Origin of the sequence: Microbulbifer sp. TB1203, from assembly GCF_030997045.1 — a bacterium.
In the GTDB taxonomy this organism is placed as follows: domain Bacteria; phylum Pseudomonadota; class Gammaproteobacteria; order Pseudomonadales; family Cellvibrionaceae; genus Microbulbifer.
In genome coordinates, this window is sequence record NZ_CP116899.1 from 3,963,302 (window position 1) to 3,979,170 (window position 15,869).

The window sequence follows — 15,869 nt, forward strand, 5'->3', positions numbered from 1 at the left end:
GCCCTTATTTACTGCCGATCAGTCCAAAAGCCGCCCCTTCAGGATCAACGGCGATGAGGTAATATTCATCGCTTTCGGGAATCTGTCCGGGTGGCATGGTCAGGGTGCCGCCCAGGCGCGTGATGGTTGTGGCCGCTGTGTCTATGTCCGTCACCCGGAAAAAATAGAGCCAGTTCGGCCGGACGTCCGGGGGACAGGTCATGACGGCGCCGATGTCGGCCCTGTGATTGAGGAATTCGTAGCTGCCCATTTCCCCCATGTCCATTTCGCCACTCTTGCGCCAGCCGAATTGATTGCCATAGAAGGCCGGCGCGGCCCTCTGGTCAGTGGTCATAAGCTGGTTCCAGGCGCAGTGGCCGATGGCCGAGGTATCCGTGCTGAAGGCCCGGCTTTCTTCCCCGCCGGTGGGGTGCATTATGTAGAAAGGAACGCCCTGGGGGTCGCAGACCATCGCCAGGGTGCCCGCACCGGGAATCGCCATGGCCGGCATCATCACAGTGCCCCCATCGGCGCCGATGGCCGCCAGGCTTTTCTCCACATCGTCCACGCAGATATAGCCCATCCAGTTGGGCTGCGCGCCGTGCTCCCGCTGTTCCCGGGTGAGCTGCAGCAGCCCGCCCACCGGTTCCTCCCCCGCATTCACGATGCGGTAGTCGCGGCCGGGCTGGCCGCTGTCGGAAAACCGCCAGCCCGTCAGTTCGCCGTAAAAGGCCTGGGCCGTGTCGGCGTCTGCGCTCATCAGCTCGTACCAGATAAAATCGCCGTGTCTGTTTGCCATGTCAGCCCCCTACTGCTTTCTCTCGCCCAGATCCACTACCGGCTCAAAGCCGCCGTAAATCAGGCGCATGCCGTCGAAAGGCATGGGATTCTTCTCCGGATTCATGCGCGGGTCCGTCTTCATCAACTCTTCCATCTTGCCCATGCCCGCATCGCGGGTCGCCTTGTCCGGCCATTCGATCCAGGAAAACACCACTGTCTCCCCGTCTTTGGCCTGGACGGCGCCGTAGAAGTCGTTGGTCTTGCCTTTGGGCACGTCGTTCCCCCAGCACTCCATCACGCGCAGCGCGCCCTGCTCAACAAACGCACTGTTCGCGGTTTTGGCGTGCTCGATAAAGCGCTGTTTGTTGTCGGTGGGTACCGCCAGTACGAAGCCGTCGATATAGGACATGGGGTGATTCCTCCACTTGCCTGGTTGATTGTCCAATCCTGGTCGAACGGGCGCGGGAGATTTCGACAACTGGAGTGATGGCGAGCGGTGTTGTGTGTCGCAGCCATATCGCTCGCGGAGCCCTGGGCTCGGAAACACCGGGAAGGTGAGGGCTGAAGGGGCAGACGGCGCACTCCGTTGCGCCGTCTTTCTGCTGGTCTGTTGTAGGGTTTAACCGGCTTTCTTTTGCAAGCTGTCGCGCACGCTCAGCGCATCGTAGCTGTCCCCACTGGAAGGCCTTACTCCCTTGCCCATGCGGATTTCCAGAACCGATTCCGCGCGGCTGCCCCCCCCGGCACTGACACCCGCGGAATAAGTGGGTGGGGTCGAGTAGGATCTGGTGGTGCAGCCGAGCAGGCCGCAGTCCCGGGTAATCACCCGGTCGCCGCTGCTGAACCCGCTTTGCATTTCGGTTTCCTTGCGGTCCACCATACTTTCGCGGTTCACGACCACGAACCAGTCATAGCCCTTGAGCAGGGTCAGCTCCGCGGCGCGCAGCAGCGCGTAGTCCATGGCCCGGTCCCGGTCGTCGCCCCGGGCTTTGAAGGTCACCCGGTAGCGATTGTCCGAAATCCGGCTCTCTTTATAGCCGTACCCGGAGCCGTTGGCCGGCTTGTAGGCCGACTGGGAAGCGCAGCCGGTGGCGAGGAGAATGGCAAATGCGATCAAAGCATGGATTTTCATGGGTCACCCCCAACAGTTTGTTTGTGTAATGGCGTCTTTATTGAGCTGACGGACGGGCCGGCGTTTTATTCCAATCTTCGGCGATAATTTTTGCCTCGGCTCCCGGGTCGATGTCCGTTGCGACCATGGCGTCCAGGGTGCTGTCCAGCAGCGAGCCGCCGCTGGCGGTCTGGTAGGTGCCGGGTTCCTGTACGGCATCCTGTTGAACCGACGCGGTCAGCTGCCACTCGCCGTCCCCGCTTCGACAGGCAATGTTTTCGGACCCTTGCGCGCCGCTTACCACCTGATACTGCCGACAGTAGTCGCCCTGTCGACTGATGAAGGTGAGCCGCGGTGTCAGTTGGCGGCCGTCGGCCAATTCCTGGGTCTTGCCGCTGGGGGCGTGCTCCAGGGTCGCGGCGATGGGCCGCCAGCCGTTGTCATCGCCCTGCGGCTGGCCCGGCAGCAACCAGCCCGCGCCCAGACCGATGGCCAGGGTAACCGCGGCGGCGATACCGGCGTGGCGCTGCAACTGTTCGTGCGCCCGCCGCCAGAGCGGGAATTGGATCACCTGCGCCGATCGGGGCGGGCTCTCCTCGGCGAGCATGGTGGTCACCGCCTCCGGCAGGGGGCGCTCGTCGATGGACGAGTAGGTGACGGCCAGCAGCTGGTCGACGCTGGCCAGTTCCGCGAGGCGGTCGCTGAGCGTCTCGTCTTCGCACAGTCGCTGGCGAACGTGCTCCATCTCCGCTTCCGGTAGCTCCGCGTCGAGAAAGGCGGACAGGGTCTCGTCGGTCAGCTTGTTTTCGTTGCTGCTGTTCATGTTGTCCTCGCCGGGGATGCGTTCAGGATCTCACACAGCGCCGCGCGGGCGCGGGCCAGACGGCTCATCACTGTGCCCATGGGAATCTCCAGAGTCGCCGCCACTTCCTTGTAGGACATGCCCTGGAGGGCGACCAGGGCGAGAATGGACCGCTGGTCGTTCGGCAGCCGATCCATGGCCCGGTTTACCCGTTCCAGCTCCATCTCGCCGGCAATGGCCCGCTCTCCGTCGACTATCTGACCTTCGCTCAACTCCGGTTGCTGGGCCGCCTCCTGGCGGACTTTGCGCGAGCGGTACTCATCGATCCACAGATTGCGGCACACGCGAAACACCCATTTGTTCAAATCCACGTCCTTTGGAATTTTTTTGCTCAACACCCGTTCGACGGTGCTCTGCAACAAGTCGTCGGCGTCCGCCATGGAGCCTGTCAACGAGTAGGCAAAGCGCCGTATCATGGGTACCAGAGACGTCAGCTCTTGTTTCATATTTGAGGTCTCACAATATCTTCACCCGGAAGACGGCCGGGCCCCCGAATCTATTCCCCGGATTTTATGTCAAATCGGGGAATTTTATTGAGCCAGAAACGTGATTAGAGTATTGAGTCATAGTTAGCGGAATCGGTGATATGAAATACCACAGGCAAAAAAAGAGAAATCCTCTGATTGTGGGTGGTCTGGGCCTGCTCCTGTGTCTGTCGCCTGCGGCCCGGGCCCAGGTGCTGGACTCCGGATCCATTCTGAACCAGGTGGAGAGCGTGACCGGTGAAGCGGAGCGGGTGACCCAGGACCTCGAATCCAACGCCGCGGATGCCGTGCGGGAAACACAAGAGGCGGTGAACACTGGAGAATTGACAGACGCGGTGAACGCCGGCGAATTGATAGACACAGTGAACGTCGACGAATTGACAGATGCGCTGGATGTCGACGAATTGACAGACGCAGTGAACGCCGGCGAATTGATAAACGCAGTCGAATCCACTTTGGATCCATTGACCGGTCTCCCGGAGCGGTTGCCAATCGTCAATGCCGGCGGGGCCACGGTTTTTGTCGACGTCGAGGTGGAAAACGGCTGGCGCGCGGTGGAGCGCCAATGGCTGGTGATGCTCGAACCCGGTGAACTGGCTGTCTTGCGCCAACTGGATATCGAAATCCTCGAGCAAACCGATTTCGGTGGACTGGGCCTCAGTTTATTGCGCTTCCGCGTGCCTAAGGAGATAGACTCCCGCGACGCACTGCGGCGGCTACTGCCGGCCGCGCTGGTGGACCGCTTCGATCGCAACCATATTTACAACCCCCAAATTTACAACCCCCAAAAAGCCGACGGCAAGACGGTTTCCCAGGAGGCCTCAGAGGGGGCGTCGTCGTCGATTTGCGGGCAGTCGCTGAATATCGGCATGGTGGACACCGCCATTCAACTGGATCACCCCGCTTTTGGTCACAGCCGCATCCGGGAGAAAAGCTTTCTCGAACAGGATATCGACCAACCCGATGCCCACGGTACCGCGGTAGCCGGTTTATTCGTGGGCGCCATCGAGCAAATGCCGCCGCGCCTGCCCGGTGCGACGCTGTACAACGCCTCGGTGTTTTACTCGCGCAATCAATATGCCCAGGGCGCGACCATGATGCACCTGGTCGAGGCACTGAACTGGTTGATGAGCAAAGACGTCGAGGTGATCAATATGAGCCTGTCGGGACCGGACAACCGGATCCTCGCGGCAGCCGTCGATCAGGTGATCGGGCGCGGCAAAGCCATTGTGGCCGCGGCCGGCAATGCCGGACCGGCTGCACCGCCGCTGTATCCCGCGGCTTACCCCGGTGTGATTTCCGCCACCGCCGTGGACAGTGAGCAGCGCATCTACCGCTGGGCCAACCGTGGCGAACACGTGGATTTTGCCGCGTTCGGTGTGTCTGTGGTTACCGCGCGCAGTGGCAGTGAATTCGGCCGTGAAAGCGGAACTTCCATGGCCGCGCCCGTGGTTTCCGCATTCGTGGCCTGTGAACTGGCCGACAATCCCGGCGGTGCGGACGAGGTGATCGATCGCCTGGCCAACAGGGCGCTGGACCTGGGCGAGCCGGGACGGGACCCGGTGTTCGGGTATGGATTGTTGCAGTGAATTCCAGTAACTAAATAGAAGGCATCTCTAGTACTGCGCGCTGGGCACCAAAAGGTTTGAAACTCACGCCAGCCCTGCCCGGTGCGCACGGCGCACCCTACGGCAATCACCCCTGTAGGAGCGGCCCATGGCCGCGATCAGACTTCGGGCTACCCCACACATCGATCGCGGCCATGGGCCGCTCCTACAGCCGGACCAAGGGTCCCCCGGTTAAAAACTGGCCTTCAGCACCAGGGAGGCGAGGGTTTCGCTGTAGTCGGCACTTTCCAGGTCGGAATCGTGGTTGCCATATTCCACCTTTCCAACCGCGGAGATTGCCGGGCTGAGTTCTATCTCCCAACGGGTTTCCAGAGTGCTGCGCACGTCGTTGCGAGGGCCGTCAATGGCCGGGTTGAACGCGGAATAATCCCGCTCCGTACGACGCCAGGCCAGTTGAAACGTGTTATCCCTGCCCCACAGGGAAAACCGGTTGGAGTAACGGCCGCGAAAACCGAAGCCCCGGTAGTCGAACAGATTTGAGTCGGCGTCCTCGTCTTCGAAGCTCAGGCCCAGGGAGAAAAAGCTCGCGGCTTCGTTAAAAAACACGAACAAGTCCGTATCCACGCCATCGGCGGCGGCATCGCGTGCCGGGTTGTCGGAAAACGTTTTATCGCGCTGATTGAGTGCGGCGCGCAGATAAAATCGGTCGTTCAGCAATTTTCCCGCATACAGGCTGCGCTGTTCCAACTCCAGAAAAGGCTCGCCGGCCAGATCCGCGTTGGCGCGGTGATAACTGCTGCCCAGGGTCAACAGGCTGAAATCGTAACTCGCCTCGAAGGACAGGTTGCCCACTGTCTGGTCGAATTTGTCAAACTCCCGGTAGGCTTTGCGGGTGTGTCGATAGCCGCCTTTCAGGGTAAGTTTTTTCGTGGGATTGAAGCGACCTTCCACGCGAGCGTTCAGGAGGGTGGCCGTATCGGCGACGTTCGCCACGCGGTCCAGCTCCTGAACCGTGAGATTGTTGTCGTATTCCAGGCCGGCGCTGGCTTCGAAATTGATGTCCGCCTTATCGTCGGCCGCGGCGGTTGTGGCGAGAGCGCAGCAGCACAGAGCCAACAACGGGTTTGAAAGTCGAATATTCATGATTCTGGCTCCTTCTATCTAATGGTTGGGGCCGTCTTGAAAAGGTCACTTTGGAGTGGGGCCACACTGCGGCCCCACGTCCGGGTTGGTGATTACAGGTCGCCCAGCAGACCGGCATCCAGACTTTCCTCGATGCTGCCATTCACGGTTTCCTGCACGGTAGCGGTGATTTCCCCATCCACCGCGGATTCCACTTGTTCGGCCACCTCGACGTCCACTGCCGCCGCAGTAGTGGCTTCCACGGTTTCGTCGATGCTGCTGGTAACCGCCGCACTAACGTCCGCGGCGATATCCGTATTTATTTGGCTCGCCAGATTCCCGACAGCCTCGGCCGAGGCGTCCATCGCGGCAGCGGCTGCTCCTTCGGTTCGGGCCCGGGCGAGATTGACATTGCTGTTGGCTTTTTCCTTTGTCTCGCCCGCTGCGTTCCTTGTCCTGTCCGCTCCGGCGCGCGCCTTAGTGCCGACAGCTACCGCTGTGGAATGGGCGTGGTTGGCTCCGGCGCGAAGACCGCTTTGTGCCTTGCTGCCCGCTTCCTCCGACTGCCCGGCCGCGTTATCGGCTGACTTCCTGGCTCCCGTGCCGATTTGGAAAGCCGAGTCGCCGCTTCCGCGGAGGGAGCTGCCGTTGGACAGCGATGCGTTGCCGCCCGAACTTTGCCCATTTGCATTTGCTTCGGTGGACATCTGTGCGCGGGCCTGAGAGTTTTGATTCATTTGAACCTGCGACTCTTCCCCGGTACCCGTGGACATCTCCGACTGCATTTGCGCGTCGGCACTGACCTCCGCACTGACACTCGTTCCGCTTTGTGCATAAGCGTTCGCAACCAGGACAAGGCTGGCGGCGGTGATAAGGCTTGCTTCTAGAAATGATCGATAGAGTTGCATAGCTGAGTCCTCTTGTTGGTTTCACTGAGACGACGGGCGAGTGGGCGATTTATTCCATCGCCGGCTCGATTGTTGCCAACAAGGGCTCAGACAACTTGAAAGAGCACTGGTAGTTTGCTGAATGGAAGGTTGCCCGGGAGCAAAACTTCTGGACAATAAATCGGCCCCGGTTCTCTGATTCCTTCTCAGCGAGTACCCGATACCATGCTCCGTCCCGATTACCTGGGCGCCTCCCGTCCGCGACTGATACTGTATCTCCCCCATCGCCCGGAGGGCCTGGCGCAGCTCCTGGGCGCTCCCACCGCCCGGGCGTTGATTGCCGTCAACTCCAACCACTGGCGCAAGATAGTGACCCTGCTGGCCAAGATCGCGAGCCCGGTCGCCGATGACTGGCGCCGCTTCCGGGATGAAGATCTGTTCCGGCAGACGGCGCTTTGCTTTGCGCCCAGGCTGAGCGGCATTTCCACCTGGCACTGGATCGGTGGCAGGGACAACCTGCAGCGCTTTGACGGCCTTCACCACCGTGCTCAGCCGCTGGCCGGCAGCCCCGATGTTTCCATCGACCCCGACAAACGCCTGTTGCTGACCCCCTATCCGGACTATCGGCAGCTCAGCAATACGCTGGTGGACCATATCCGCTCTGCCCTGGATAGCTGCGGCTTCTACGGCAACTGAGTCGCCGTCACCAAGGTCGATCGATGCTGACAACTCGGTAGAATGGCGCCCTGGCTCTTACTCATCGCAATGTTCAAACAATGACCCGAACCTATTTCCTCGGCTGCCCGCAGTGGCAACACCCCGCCTGGAATGCAAGGCTTCCGTCTGGCCGGAGCCCACTTGAGCGATACAGCAAGGTGTTTAACTGCGTCGAGGGCAACACCACCTTTTATGCCACTCCCAGCCGCGAGCAGTGCCGGCAGTGGCGTTCACAGGTGCCCGACGATTTCCGCTTCCTGTTCAAGTTTCCGCGCCAGGTCACCCACGATCGGTTACTGGCCGGGGCCGGTTCCGAGGTGCAGGCCTTTCTGGAGATTCTCGCCCCGCTCGAGGATGTGTTCGGCCCTTTTCTCCTGCAACTTCCCGCGGCATTTGGGCCCCAACATCTGGATAACCTGTGGCGATTTATCGATGCGTTGCCCGCGGCCCTGTCCTGCACTGTCGAGATGCGTCACAGTGCCTTTTTCAGCAAAGGCGAAGCGGAGAGGGCCCTGAATCGGGGCCTGCGGCAGCGGAATATCGCCCGCGTGTGCTTTGACAGCCGCGCCCTCTTCACCGCAGCGCCGGACAGCGAGGCAACCCGTGACGCCCAGCGCAAAAAGCCCAGGGTTCCGGTACATCTGCTCCCCGTCGACGCATCCCCGGTGATCCGCTATATCGGCCATCCCGACCTGGAGGCCAACCGCCCCTTTCTGGCGCCCTGGGTTGAGCGGGTCGGCACCTGGATCGAGGAGGGGCGACGCCCCTTTGTCTTCATGCATATGCCGGATAAAGGCGATGCCCTCTCCCTGGCTGTGCTCTGGAGCGAGTTGCTGAGCGAGCGTGTGCCGCAGGCGGCAGCCCTGTGCCTAAACGAAAAACAGCCCCAGATGGGGCTGTTTTAGAGTCTGTCAGGCCAGATCAAATCTGAATCTCTACAGTCGGCCGTGGAGTGTCAAAGATGTAAAAAAAACGGGCCCAATCGGGCCCGTTTTGCGTAAAGGAAAAGCGGTCTATTTCTTCGTCCGCTTGCGCATATTCTCCTGCAGGATCTTCTTGCGCAGGCGGATATGGTTCGGGGTTACCTCCACCAGCTCATCGTCCTCGATAAACTCCAGCGCCTGCTCCAGGGTATGGCGGATCGGCGGGGTCAGGGTGAGGGCCTCGTCGGTGCCGGCGGCGCGGATGTTGGTGAGCTGCTTGGCCTTGGTGGGGTTTACCACCAGGTCGTTGCCGCGGGAGTGAATGCCCACTATCTGGCCCTCGTAGATATCCTCGCCGTGGCCCAGGAACAGGCGGCCGCGGTCCTGTAGCGCGTAGAGGGCGTAGGCCAGGGTCTTGCCCTTGACCATGGATACCAGCACGCCGTTGATGCGCTTGCCCACGTCGCCCATTTTTACCGGGCCGTAGTGGTCGAAGATGCTGGTCATGATGCCGGAGCCACTGGTCATGGTCAGGAATTGGGAGCGGAAACCGATCATGCCGCGGGAGGGCACCACAAACGTCAGCCGCACGCGGCCCTTGCCGTCCGGTTCCATATTGGTCAGGTCCGCCTTGCGCAGGCCCAACTCTTCCATGATCGCGCCCTGGTGCTGTTCCTCGACGTCGATGACCACCTGCTCGTAGGGCTCGTGGATTTCGCCATCGACTTCCTTCTGCACCACCTCTGGACGGGATACACCGAGTTCGAAACCTTCCCGGCGCATGTTTTCGATCAATACGGAGAGATGCAGCTCGCCGCGCCCGGAAACCTTGAATTTGTCCGGAGAATCCCCCTGCTCAACCCGCAGCGCCACATTGTGGATCAGCTCCTGCTCCAGGCGTTCCTTGATATTGCGCGAGGTGACGAACTTGCCGTCCTGACCGGCGAAGGGGGAGTCGTTCACCTGGAAGGTCATGCTCACGGTGGGCTCGTCCACGGTGAGCGCCGGCAGCGCTTCCGGTTTTTCCGGATCACACAGGGTGTCGGAGATATTCAGTTCGCCCATGCCGGTGATGCACACGATATCGCCGGCACTGGCCTGCTCCACTTCCATCCGCTCCAGGCCCAGGTAGCCCATTACCTGGAGTACCTTGGCCTTGCGGGATTTGCCCTCACGGTCCAGTACCACCACCTGCTGGTTGGGCTTCAGGGTGCCACGGGTGATGCGGCCGACGCCGATCACGCCCACGTAGCTGGAGTAGTCCAGCGCGGAGATCTGCATCTGGAAGGGGCCGTTCAGGTCCACCTGCGGCGGCGCCACCTTGTCCACGATCATCTGGAACAGCGGGGTCATGTCGTCGGCCAGTTCGGTGTCGTCGAGGCCGGCGATGCCGTTCAGGGCCGAGGCGTAGATCACCGGGAAATCCAACTGCTCGTCGCTGGCGCCGAGGCTGTCGAACAGGTCGAACACCTGGTCCATCACCCAGTCCGGGCGCGCGCCGGGGCGGTCGATCTTGTTGATCACCACGATCGGGTTCAGGCCCTGCTCGAAGGCCTTTTGGGTCACGAAGCGGGTCTGCGGCATGGGGCCGTCCACCGCGTCTACCAGCAGCAGCACCGAGTCCACCATGGACAGTACCCGCTCCACCTCGCCGCCGAAGTCCGCGTGCCCGGGGGTATCGACGATATTGATGCGGTATTCGTTCCAGCGGATGGCGGTGTTCTTGGCCAGGATGGTGATGCCGCGCTCGCGCTCCTGGTCGTTGGAATCCATCACCCGCTCGGCGTTCTGGTCGCGGCGGTCCAGGGTGCCGGACTGGGACAGCAGCTTGTCCACCAGGGTGGTCTTGCCGTGGTCTACGTGGGCGATGATCGCGATATTGCGCAACTTCTGTATCACTAGGGGCCTCTGGGGTTTAAGCGTGAAACGGTTTGAGCGGGGGGCCTGCGGGGTTTTTACAGCGGCTGTCCGGCCAAAGGCGGCGATTATAGGGCCGCAGCGCGACAATTGGGAGCCGAAACTGGATAAAAAATGGACCATCCGTAACCGATACTGCTGGTACTTTCTGATGGGAGTGTTATATTTACAACTATTATTGTTGTAATTATTACGGAGGTGCGCTGTGAACACTGCCGCCGCACCGGCAGAACAGGACAGGAAGCGCATTGGCAAGATGCTGATGACCCTGTTCGACCACTGGCAGCTCAGTACCAGCGAACAGTTGAGCCTGTTGGGGCTGTCCAAAGACAACCGGGCCGCCCTGAGCAAGTACCGGAAAGGCCAGCCTCTCGCCAACGACCGCGACAAGCTGGAGCGGGCCGGCAGCCTGCTCGGCATTCACAAGTCACTGCGGCTGCTTTTCCCCCACGACCGCGAACTCGCCTACGGCTGGATGAAGCGACCCAACCGCGCGTTCAACGGCCTGACCCCGACCCAGTTGATCGATCGGCAGGGCATGATCGGCATCTACATGGTGCGCGCCTACCTCGACAGCCAGAGGGGCCGCTGAGATATGACGATAGGATCGCTGGGCGGGCTGGCCCTGCTGGAGGTGGACGGGGACCTCTACCGCAACATCGTGTCACTGCGGGTATCCCAGGACCTCTTCGACGACCTGAGCGATGATCCCGCGGATTGGCAGGCGGCCATTGAGCTGGAGGCGGCCTGTAAGCCTCTCCAGTACGAGTCCCGCCAGCCGGTGATCGATCGCCCGTTCGAGGATGCGGAGTTTATCTCCGCGGTGCGCTTTCCGTTCGACAACTGGTCGCAGAGCCGCTTCAGCCGCGGCCAGTTCGGCGTCTGGTACGGCAGCCCCGAACTGGAAACCACTATCTTCGAGACGGCCTACCACTGGCGCAACGGCTTGCTGGCGGACGCCGGCCTGGAGAACCGCGAGGGGGTTTCAATCGAGCGCAGAGTTCATCTGGTGCACTGCCGCAGTGCCCTGATCAACCTGCTCCCGAAGGCCGCCGAATGGCCCGAACTGCGGGCCGACGATTACGCCCCCTGCCAGTCGCTGGGCGAGCGGGTCCACCGCGAGGGCCACCCCGGCCTCTGGGCGCCTTCCGCCCGCTGCGACGGCACCAACGCGGCGGTCTTCACGCCGCGCGTACTGAGCAACCCGCGCCCCCATTGCTATCTCACCTACCGGATCGAGGGCGGTGCGGTGAAGGTGTGGCGGGATCCCGAAACCGCGCTGATGGCCATCTGAAGAAGTCGGTGAGCTGCGCGAAGTCGATGGTCGGGGCCGCGCGATTAAGGTGTCTATTCTGGGGGAAGGCTGGTGTTATCCCACCTTGCCTGCCAATACCTGTTCATAAACCCTGCTGGCCTCGGAGCCGAACTCCCGTGCATGGGGATTCATATAGCCGCACATCATAAAGGCCAGATGGCGCTCCTTTTTGATGTTCCATAAATCCGCCATCCAGTTCCACACGATAACCTCTACCAGTGAATACGCCTCGTAACGGTCATTGCTGTCGTTGGCGAGTTGCTCGTAGACGGCAATAAAGTTAAGCCACTCCTGGAACTCTACCGAGCCGGCCTGCAAGTGGCCGCCTGTCTGGCGGCGGTGGATGGATTCCGCGTGAAAGCGCAGCCGGGTCAGAGCTTCCTCAGTATCCTGCCCGGATGCGTTTGTCATGGGTTGGTCGGTGGCAGCATTGCCCGATATTGTTGCCAGTGAGCGCTCGATGCCTGCGACGGCAGCTTCCGGCTCCCGGCAATGCAATGCCTGCGCACGTTCTTTCCAAACAGCGAGTTGTCCGGCAGGCAATAAGTGCTCATGTGAAAGCTTGTCTCGATCAATCGGCTTGCTGGATAACGCACATTGGACAAGCCGCTGTTTCAGCTGCGCGGGATCACAGTCATCCAGGTCTGCACTTTGCTCTGCTGCCTTGTCGAGGGGCAGTTGTGACAACCATCGGGGGCAGCCGCAGCGCAGCCAAAGGAAAAAATAACTTGCGGGGTCTACGTATCGCGTTTTCATGCGCCGGTGGTAACAGTATTCAATCAATGAAGCCAGCGGCAAGCTCCATTTGCTGCGCCATTTGTTGCTGGTGATTGCAATTCTTTTCCAGTCTTCGTTGGCCAGCAAGCCTGCCGTCAGCCGGGCAAACGCAAAACGAATCATGGGGAGGGGCACGCTTTTCTTTCTGAGAAAGTACAGGATTTCCAGCTGGCGTATGGTGTCGGTGTCGTTCTTCTCTGCGTCCAGCAAAACGCAAAGCAGCATATCTCCACTGCTGATTTTGCCTTTGTTTCGCATGACTTGACTGTGTAGCCAGCGGATGGTTTTCCGGCGGAACTCTTCGGAGGCGTTGCGTTTGTTGAGTAGCGCCCGGTAAGCATTGAAGGCCGCGCCGGCACGGAGCGCATGGCCGTTGACCCTGAGGATGAGAAAGCTCAGGTAATAGCTCGGGGCAATCCAACCGATCTTGATGGGCAGGCGTATCCAGACCGACGGGAACATCGCCAGCAGGACAGCGATGAGTATGGCCGCACTGGCGGGAGTGTCATAGGGAGAGGAAATAATTAATGCGACGATTGCAATAAGCCAGACAACGAGGCCGAGAACCCGCGGCCAGGTAGTGGTTTTTTTTGCAGTGCTCTGGTCGCTGTTGCTTCCCCTGAGGGCGAAGAAGATGATCCAGATGATTATTACTACCGCGCCGGCCATCAGGCTACCCCAAAATACTCGCGCCACCGCTCGGCGGTAATGGTTTTATTGTTTTCTTCCTGCCCGGTGATCGCCGGCGGGACATACCAGAATTCAGCCAACAGGCGGCGATCCGGGTCGATCAGGACGGCCCGCGCTTCCCGAACGAGAAACTCATCGCGTTGCATGACACCGGCCGGCGTGGGGTATTCGGTGGCCCCGGCCATTTTCAGTGCCAGTTTGCCGGCGAGGTCGCGGGCGGACTTGTTTACCTCGTTCAGGCTGGCTGACGGAGTCAGTTCCAGTACCCAGAATGGCCAGGCGGACAGGACGGGGTTGTCAGAAAACGCCGGAGTCATGGGTATCCTCTGCAGCGCGAATACGGTCGGGCAGCAGCGCCCACAGGGACTGGGTGATACCGCGCAGCTCATCTGGCTTGTCCTGTTCCAGCAGGCTGTGCCCCTGCTCGACCAGGCGTTTGGCCCGTTTCATGTCGCGCGCTTCATGCAGGCGCGATGCCGCATGGTGGAACTGGTCGGCCCAGTACTCCGGGCTCTTGCGGTAAGCGGCGTGGTTGATTCGCTCCATTTGTTCAATGATTCTTTCCAGTTCGGTAACCCGCCCTCTTTCCAGTGCCGTTGCCATTTTCTTTTCCAGGTCGGCGAACAGGCGCTTGTCCGTATCGCTTCCCCATTGCATGACGCTATATTGCGCGTTCAGATATTCGGTCTCACACTGGTCACGCAGTTCGTCGATTTGCCCCCGCTGTTCCAGTTCTTCCACTTCTGCCTCAAGTTCAAGCAGGTTGCGGTACAGCCGCTGGCGAGTGTCTTCGTCTTCCATGGCGCCGGCCAGTTGTACGCCGATTTCGCCAAGATGCTGCTGCTGACGTTCCAGCTGGCGCACCATGCTTTCATTGCGCTCCCTGAAGGCATCCTGTTGCAGGATTGAGCCGCGTTGTTGGAGCGATTGCCACATGGCGCGCATGGCCTGCGGATCGGCGCTGGGGATCACCAGCTCGGCCACCCCCTTGATAAGCAGGTTCTGGTCGGGCAGCGTGGCTTGCGACTCCATATTGCCACCGCGGTCCACTTCCAGCGAGATTTCCACTTTGGAACCGGCATACAGCGGCTTTTTCAAATCGCGGGCGCGGATGACCAGGTTGCCCACCCGGCGGCAGTAACGGGCTTTGGCGCGTTCCCCCTGCACAATGGGAATGTTCAATTCCCCCTCTGTGCCTGGCATGAGTGTGTCGATGGTGGATTGGGAAAAAGTCCGCCGCGCCGGTAATGGAGTGCCCCGCTCCAGGAAGGTCTTGACGTAACCATTGGCCAGGGCCACGCCGATGGAGCGGGACAGCGGTGGATCAGACAAGGTGAGCCCATGCATGATGGAAACGGTTTCCGGGTGCGCGGGTATCTGCTTGTCATTGGCGTCGAAGCAGCGCATTGCAAAGCGGGTGGCTTTGGAGGGCTGTATGCTGACCGAGGTCAGGAAAGCGTTTTCCTGGTTCAGGGAGACTTTCTCGCCTTCCCAGCCATCGCGAACAAATTGAATGGCGGCGGGGGAGCTGCCCTCTGCGCTGACCAAGCGTCCCATCACGGTGGGGTCCAGTTCGGAGCAAACGTTCGGGTATTGCAGCCAGAATTTGCAGCCGCTGGATGCGGGCTGGGCGGCTTTCTCGTTTTCGCTGACAAGCCCGATCGACACGGCATACAGGGCCGCGCCTTCGGCAACCAGGGTCATTGGGTTCCTGTCTTCGGCGACAAGTGGTGCGAGCTCCGCGGTTATACGGTTGCGGATAACCGGCATATGGGCCGGCCCGCCAACCAGCACGGTGCGATCCAGGCCCCCTTCGTTCAGACCGTGTTCGGCCAGCAGGCGGCGGCAAATTTCCAGGGCGCGGCTGATTACCGGCTCGCACAGTAGCTCCAGTTCCTCGCGGTTGATTGGCAGTTCATCGACGATGTCCTCGCCGTCCAGCTCGAGATCGATTTCCAACATTGTCGTGGTTTGCGTGGAAAGGCGGATCTTGGCCTGCTCGGCTTCGCTGTACAGTTTGGCGGCCAGCGACTTGTGAGTCGGGTCGTCAATGGGGATCTGAACCTGATGGTTGGTTTCCAGTTGCCGCACCACCCAGTCCACCAGCAGTCGATCGATATCGCGGCCGCCCAGGAAGTTGTCGCCGTCGTGGCCTATCACGCGTAAAAGGCCGTCCCGCGCTTCCACCAGTGAGGCATCGAAGGTGCCGCCGCCGAGATCGAATACAAGCCAGGACTGCCCCACCGAATCTTCCGACCAGCCGGCGGAAAATGCGGATGCTACCGGTTCCGGCAGCAGTTCGATTTTCTCAAGGCCGGCCAGATGTGCGGCTTCAGATGTGGCTTTGCTTTGCGGGAGTTCAAACAGTGCGGGTACGGTAATGACCGCTTGGGAAGGGCGTGTGCCGGTAGCGGCTTCGGTATCATCCAGCAATGTCTTGAGCACTTCGGCGGACAGCTGCTCCGGTGACCACTGCTTGCCGGCGCTGTCCGGCGCCGTCAGTTTGCCGGTACCCATCAGGCGCTTGAATTCGCGATGGGTATTGGCCGCATCGCTTTCGAGGAACTTGCGGGCGCGGTCGCCGACCGTCACTTTGTCGCCAGCGATGCGCACCACGGAGGGAGTATTTGCCTGGCCGCGCTTGTTTGGTATGACTTCAGTTTGTTCGCCATCAAAAACCGCGGCGGCAGAATTGGTGGTGCCGAGATCGATCCCCAGATACAGCTTGGTCATCCT

Annotated in this window: 16 protein-coding genes; 5 read left to right on the top strand and 11 right to left on the bottom strand. The window is 60.7% G+C overall.

All coding sequences use genetic code 11. The features are described 5' to 3' along the window. Nucleotides 1-4: 4 nt before the first annotated feature. The 5 genes from PP263_RS16915 to PP263_RS16935 form a co-directional block, all read right to left on the bottom strand. On the bottom strand, nucleotides 5-778 hold the full coding sequence (locus tag PP263_RS16915; protein WP_308364948.1) for a VOC family protein: 774 nt from the start codon (nucleotides 776-778) through the stop codon (nucleotides 5-7). Nucleotides 779-787: 9 nt separating this feature from the next. Next, nucleotides 788-1,168: a DUF1428 domain-containing protein gene (locus PP263_RS16920; protein ID WP_308364949.1), complete on the bottom strand. Its 381-nt coding sequence runs from the start codon at nucleotides 1,166-1,168 to the stop codon at nucleotides 788-790. A gap of 210 nt (nucleotides 1,169-1,378) precedes the next feature. Further along, on the bottom strand, nucleotides 1,379-1,891 hold the full coding sequence (locus PP263_RS16925; RefSeq protein ID WP_308364950.1) for a hypothetical protein: 513 nt from the start codon (nucleotides 1,889-1,891) through the stop codon (nucleotides 1,379-1,381). Nucleotides 1,892-1,928: 37 nt separating this feature from the next. Beyond that, the gene (locus PP263_RS16930) at nucleotides 1,929-2,693 is read right to left on the bottom strand and encodes a hypothetical protein (protein WP_308364952.1); all 765 of its coding nucleotides are present in this window, start codon (nucleotides 2,691-2,693) and stop codon (nucleotides 1,929-1,931) included. After that, nucleotides 2,690-3,178 (bottom strand): RNA polymerase sigma factor, encoded by a 489-nt coding sequence (locus PP263_RS16935; protein WP_308364954.1) that lies wholly within the window; start codon nucleotides 3,176-3,178, stop codon nucleotides 2,690-2,692. Before PP263_RS16935 ends, PP263_RS16930 begins: the two co-directional genes overlap by 4 nt. Nucleotides 3,179-3,318: 140 nt before the next feature. On the opposite strand from PP263_RS16935, the gene PP263_RS16940 reads away from it, so the two are divergent. Then, nucleotides 3,319-4,806, top strand: a complete 1,488-nt coding sequence (locus tag PP263_RS16940) for a S8 family serine peptidase (RefSeq protein ID WP_308364955.1) — start codon at nucleotides 3,319-3,321, stop codon at nucleotides 4,804-4,806. A 210-nt stretch (nucleotides 4,807-5,016) separates the two neighbouring features. Here the strand turns inward: PP263_RS16940 and PP263_RS16945 are convergent, their stop codons facing one another. Together PP263_RS16945 and PP263_RS16950 are read right to left on the bottom strand one after the other, a co-directional pair. Next, nucleotides 5,017-5,928 (bottom strand): hypothetical protein, encoded by a 912-nt coding sequence (locus PP263_RS16945; RefSeq protein WP_308364956.1) that lies wholly within the window; start codon nucleotides 5,926-5,928, stop codon nucleotides 5,017-5,019. 92 nt (nucleotides 5,929-6,020) lie between these two features. After that, on the bottom strand, nucleotides 6,021-6,815 hold the full coding sequence (locus PP263_RS16950; RefSeq protein ID WP_308364958.1) for a hypothetical protein: 795 nt from the start codon (nucleotides 6,813-6,815) through the stop codon (nucleotides 6,021-6,023). A gap of 204 nt (nucleotides 6,816-7,019) precedes the next feature. Here PP263_RS16950 and PP263_RS16955 point away from each other — a divergent pair, with 204 nt between their 5' ends. Together PP263_RS16955 and PP263_RS16960 are read left to right on the top strand one after the other, a co-directional pair. Further along, entirely contained in the window at nucleotides 7,020-7,490 is a 471-nt protein-coding gene (locus tag PP263_RS16955; RefSeq protein ID WP_308364959.1) for a hypothetical protein, read from the top strand. An 80-nt stretch (nucleotides 7,491-7,570) separates the two neighbouring features. Beyond that, nucleotides 7,571-8,416 (top strand): DUF72 domain-containing protein, encoded by an 846-nt coding sequence (locus PP263_RS16960; protein ID WP_308364960.1) that lies wholly within the window; start codon nucleotides 7,571-7,573, stop codon nucleotides 8,414-8,416. A 108-nt stretch (nucleotides 8,417-8,524) separates the two neighbouring features. Here the strand turns inward: PP263_RS16960 and typA are convergent, their stop codons facing one another. Then, nucleotides 8,525-10,333, bottom strand: coding sequence for a translational GTPase TypA (gene typA / locus PP263_RS16965; protein WP_308364961.1), 1,809 nt, complete (start codon nucleotides 10,331-10,333; stop codon nucleotides 8,525-8,527). A gap of 223 nt (nucleotides 10,334-10,556) precedes the next feature. Between typA and PP263_RS16970 the strand changes: the two genes are divergently transcribed. Together PP263_RS16970 and PP263_RS16975 are read left to right on the top strand one after the other, a co-directional pair. Next, a complete protein-coding gene (locus PP263_RS16970; protein WP_308364962.1) occupies nucleotides 10,557-10,943 on the top strand; it encodes an MbcA/ParS/Xre antitoxin family protein in 387 nt (128 codons plus the stop codon). 3 nt (nucleotides 10,944-10,946) lie between these two features. Then, entirely contained in the window at nucleotides 10,947-11,645 is a 699-nt protein-coding gene (locus PP263_RS16975; RefSeq protein WP_308364964.1) for an RES family NAD+ phosphorylase, read from the top strand. A 75-nt stretch (nucleotides 11,646-11,720) separates the two neighbouring features. Here the strand turns inward: PP263_RS16975 and PP263_RS16980 are convergent, their stop codons facing one another. The 3 genes from PP263_RS16980 to PP263_RS16990 are packed head-to-tail and all read right to left on the bottom strand — an operon-like array spanning nucleotide 11,721 to nucleotide 15,866. Next, the gene (locus PP263_RS16980; protein ID WP_308364965.1) at nucleotides 11,721-13,112 is read right to left on the bottom strand and encodes a hypothetical protein; all 1,392 of its coding nucleotides are present in this window, start codon (nucleotides 13,110-13,112) and stop codon (nucleotides 11,721-11,723) included. Next, nucleotides 13,112-13,450, bottom strand: a complete 339-nt coding sequence (locus PP263_RS16985) for a hypothetical protein (RefSeq protein WP_308364968.1) — start codon at nucleotides 13,448-13,450, stop codon at nucleotides 13,112-13,114. Before PP263_RS16985 ends, PP263_RS16980 begins: the two co-directional genes overlap by 1 nt. Next, nucleotides 13,431-15,866, bottom strand: a complete 2,436-nt coding sequence (locus PP263_RS16990; protein WP_308364969.1) for an Hsp70 family protein — start codon at nucleotides 15,864-15,866, stop codon at nucleotides 13,431-13,433. Before PP263_RS16990 ends, PP263_RS16985 begins: the two co-directional genes overlap by 20 nt. Between the last annotated feature and the right edge of the window lie 3 nt (nucleotides 15,867-15,869).

Bases quoted from the DNA above. Each gene is read 5' to 3' on its own strand.
- PP263_RS16915 (WP_308364948.1), bottom strand. From the start codon at position 778: ATGGCAAACAGACACGGCGATTTTATCTGGTACGAGCTGATGAGCGCA.
- PP263_RS16920 (WP_308364949.1), bottom strand. From the start codon at position 1,168: ATGTCCTATATCGACGGCTTCGTACTGGCGGTACCCACCGACAACAAA.
- PP263_RS16925 (WP_308364950.1), bottom strand. From the start codon at position 1,891: ATGAAAATCCATGCTTTGATCGCATTTGCCATTCTCCTCGCCACCGGC.
- PP263_RS16930 (WP_308364952.1), bottom strand. From the start codon at position 2,693: ATGAACAGCAGCAACGAAAACAAGCTGACCGACGAGACCCTGTCCGCC.
- PP263_RS16935 (WP_308364954.1), bottom strand. From the start codon at position 3,178: ATGAAACAAGAGCTGACGTCTCTGGTACCCATGATACGGCGCTTTGCC.
- PP263_RS16940 (WP_308364955.1), top strand. From the start codon at position 3,319: ATGAAATACCACAGGCAAAAAAAGAGAAATCCTCTGATTGTGGGTGGT.
- PP263_RS16945 (WP_308364956.1), bottom strand. From the start codon at position 5,928: ATGAATATTCGACTTTCAAACCCGTTGTTGGCTCTGTGCTGCTGCGCT.
- PP263_RS16950 (WP_308364958.1), bottom strand. From the start codon at position 6,815: ATGCAACTCTATCGATCATTTCTAGAAGCAAGCCTTATCACCGCCGCC.
- PP263_RS16955 (WP_308364959.1), top strand. From the start codon at position 7,020: ATGCTCCGTCCCGATTACCTGGGCGCCTCCCGTCCGCGACTGATACTG.
- PP263_RS16960 (WP_308364960.1), top strand. From the start codon at position 7,571: ATGACCCGAACCTATTTCCTCGGCTGCCCGCAGTGGCAACACCCCGCC.
- PP263_RS16975 (WP_308364964.1), top strand. From the start codon at position 10,947: ATGACGATAGGATCGCTGGGCGGGCTGGCCCTGCTGGAGGTGGACGGG.
- PP263_RS16980 (WP_308364965.1), bottom strand. From the start codon at position 13,112: ATGGCCGGCGCGGTAGTAATAATCATCTGGATCATCTTCTTCGCCCTC.
- PP263_RS16985 (WP_308364968.1), bottom strand. From the start codon at position 13,450: ATGACTCCGGCGTTTTCTGACAACCCCGTCCTGTCCGCCTGGCCATTC.
- PP263_RS16990 (WP_308364969.1), bottom strand. From the start codon at position 15,866: ATGACCAAGCTGTATCTGGGGATCGATCTCGGCACCACCAATTCTGCC.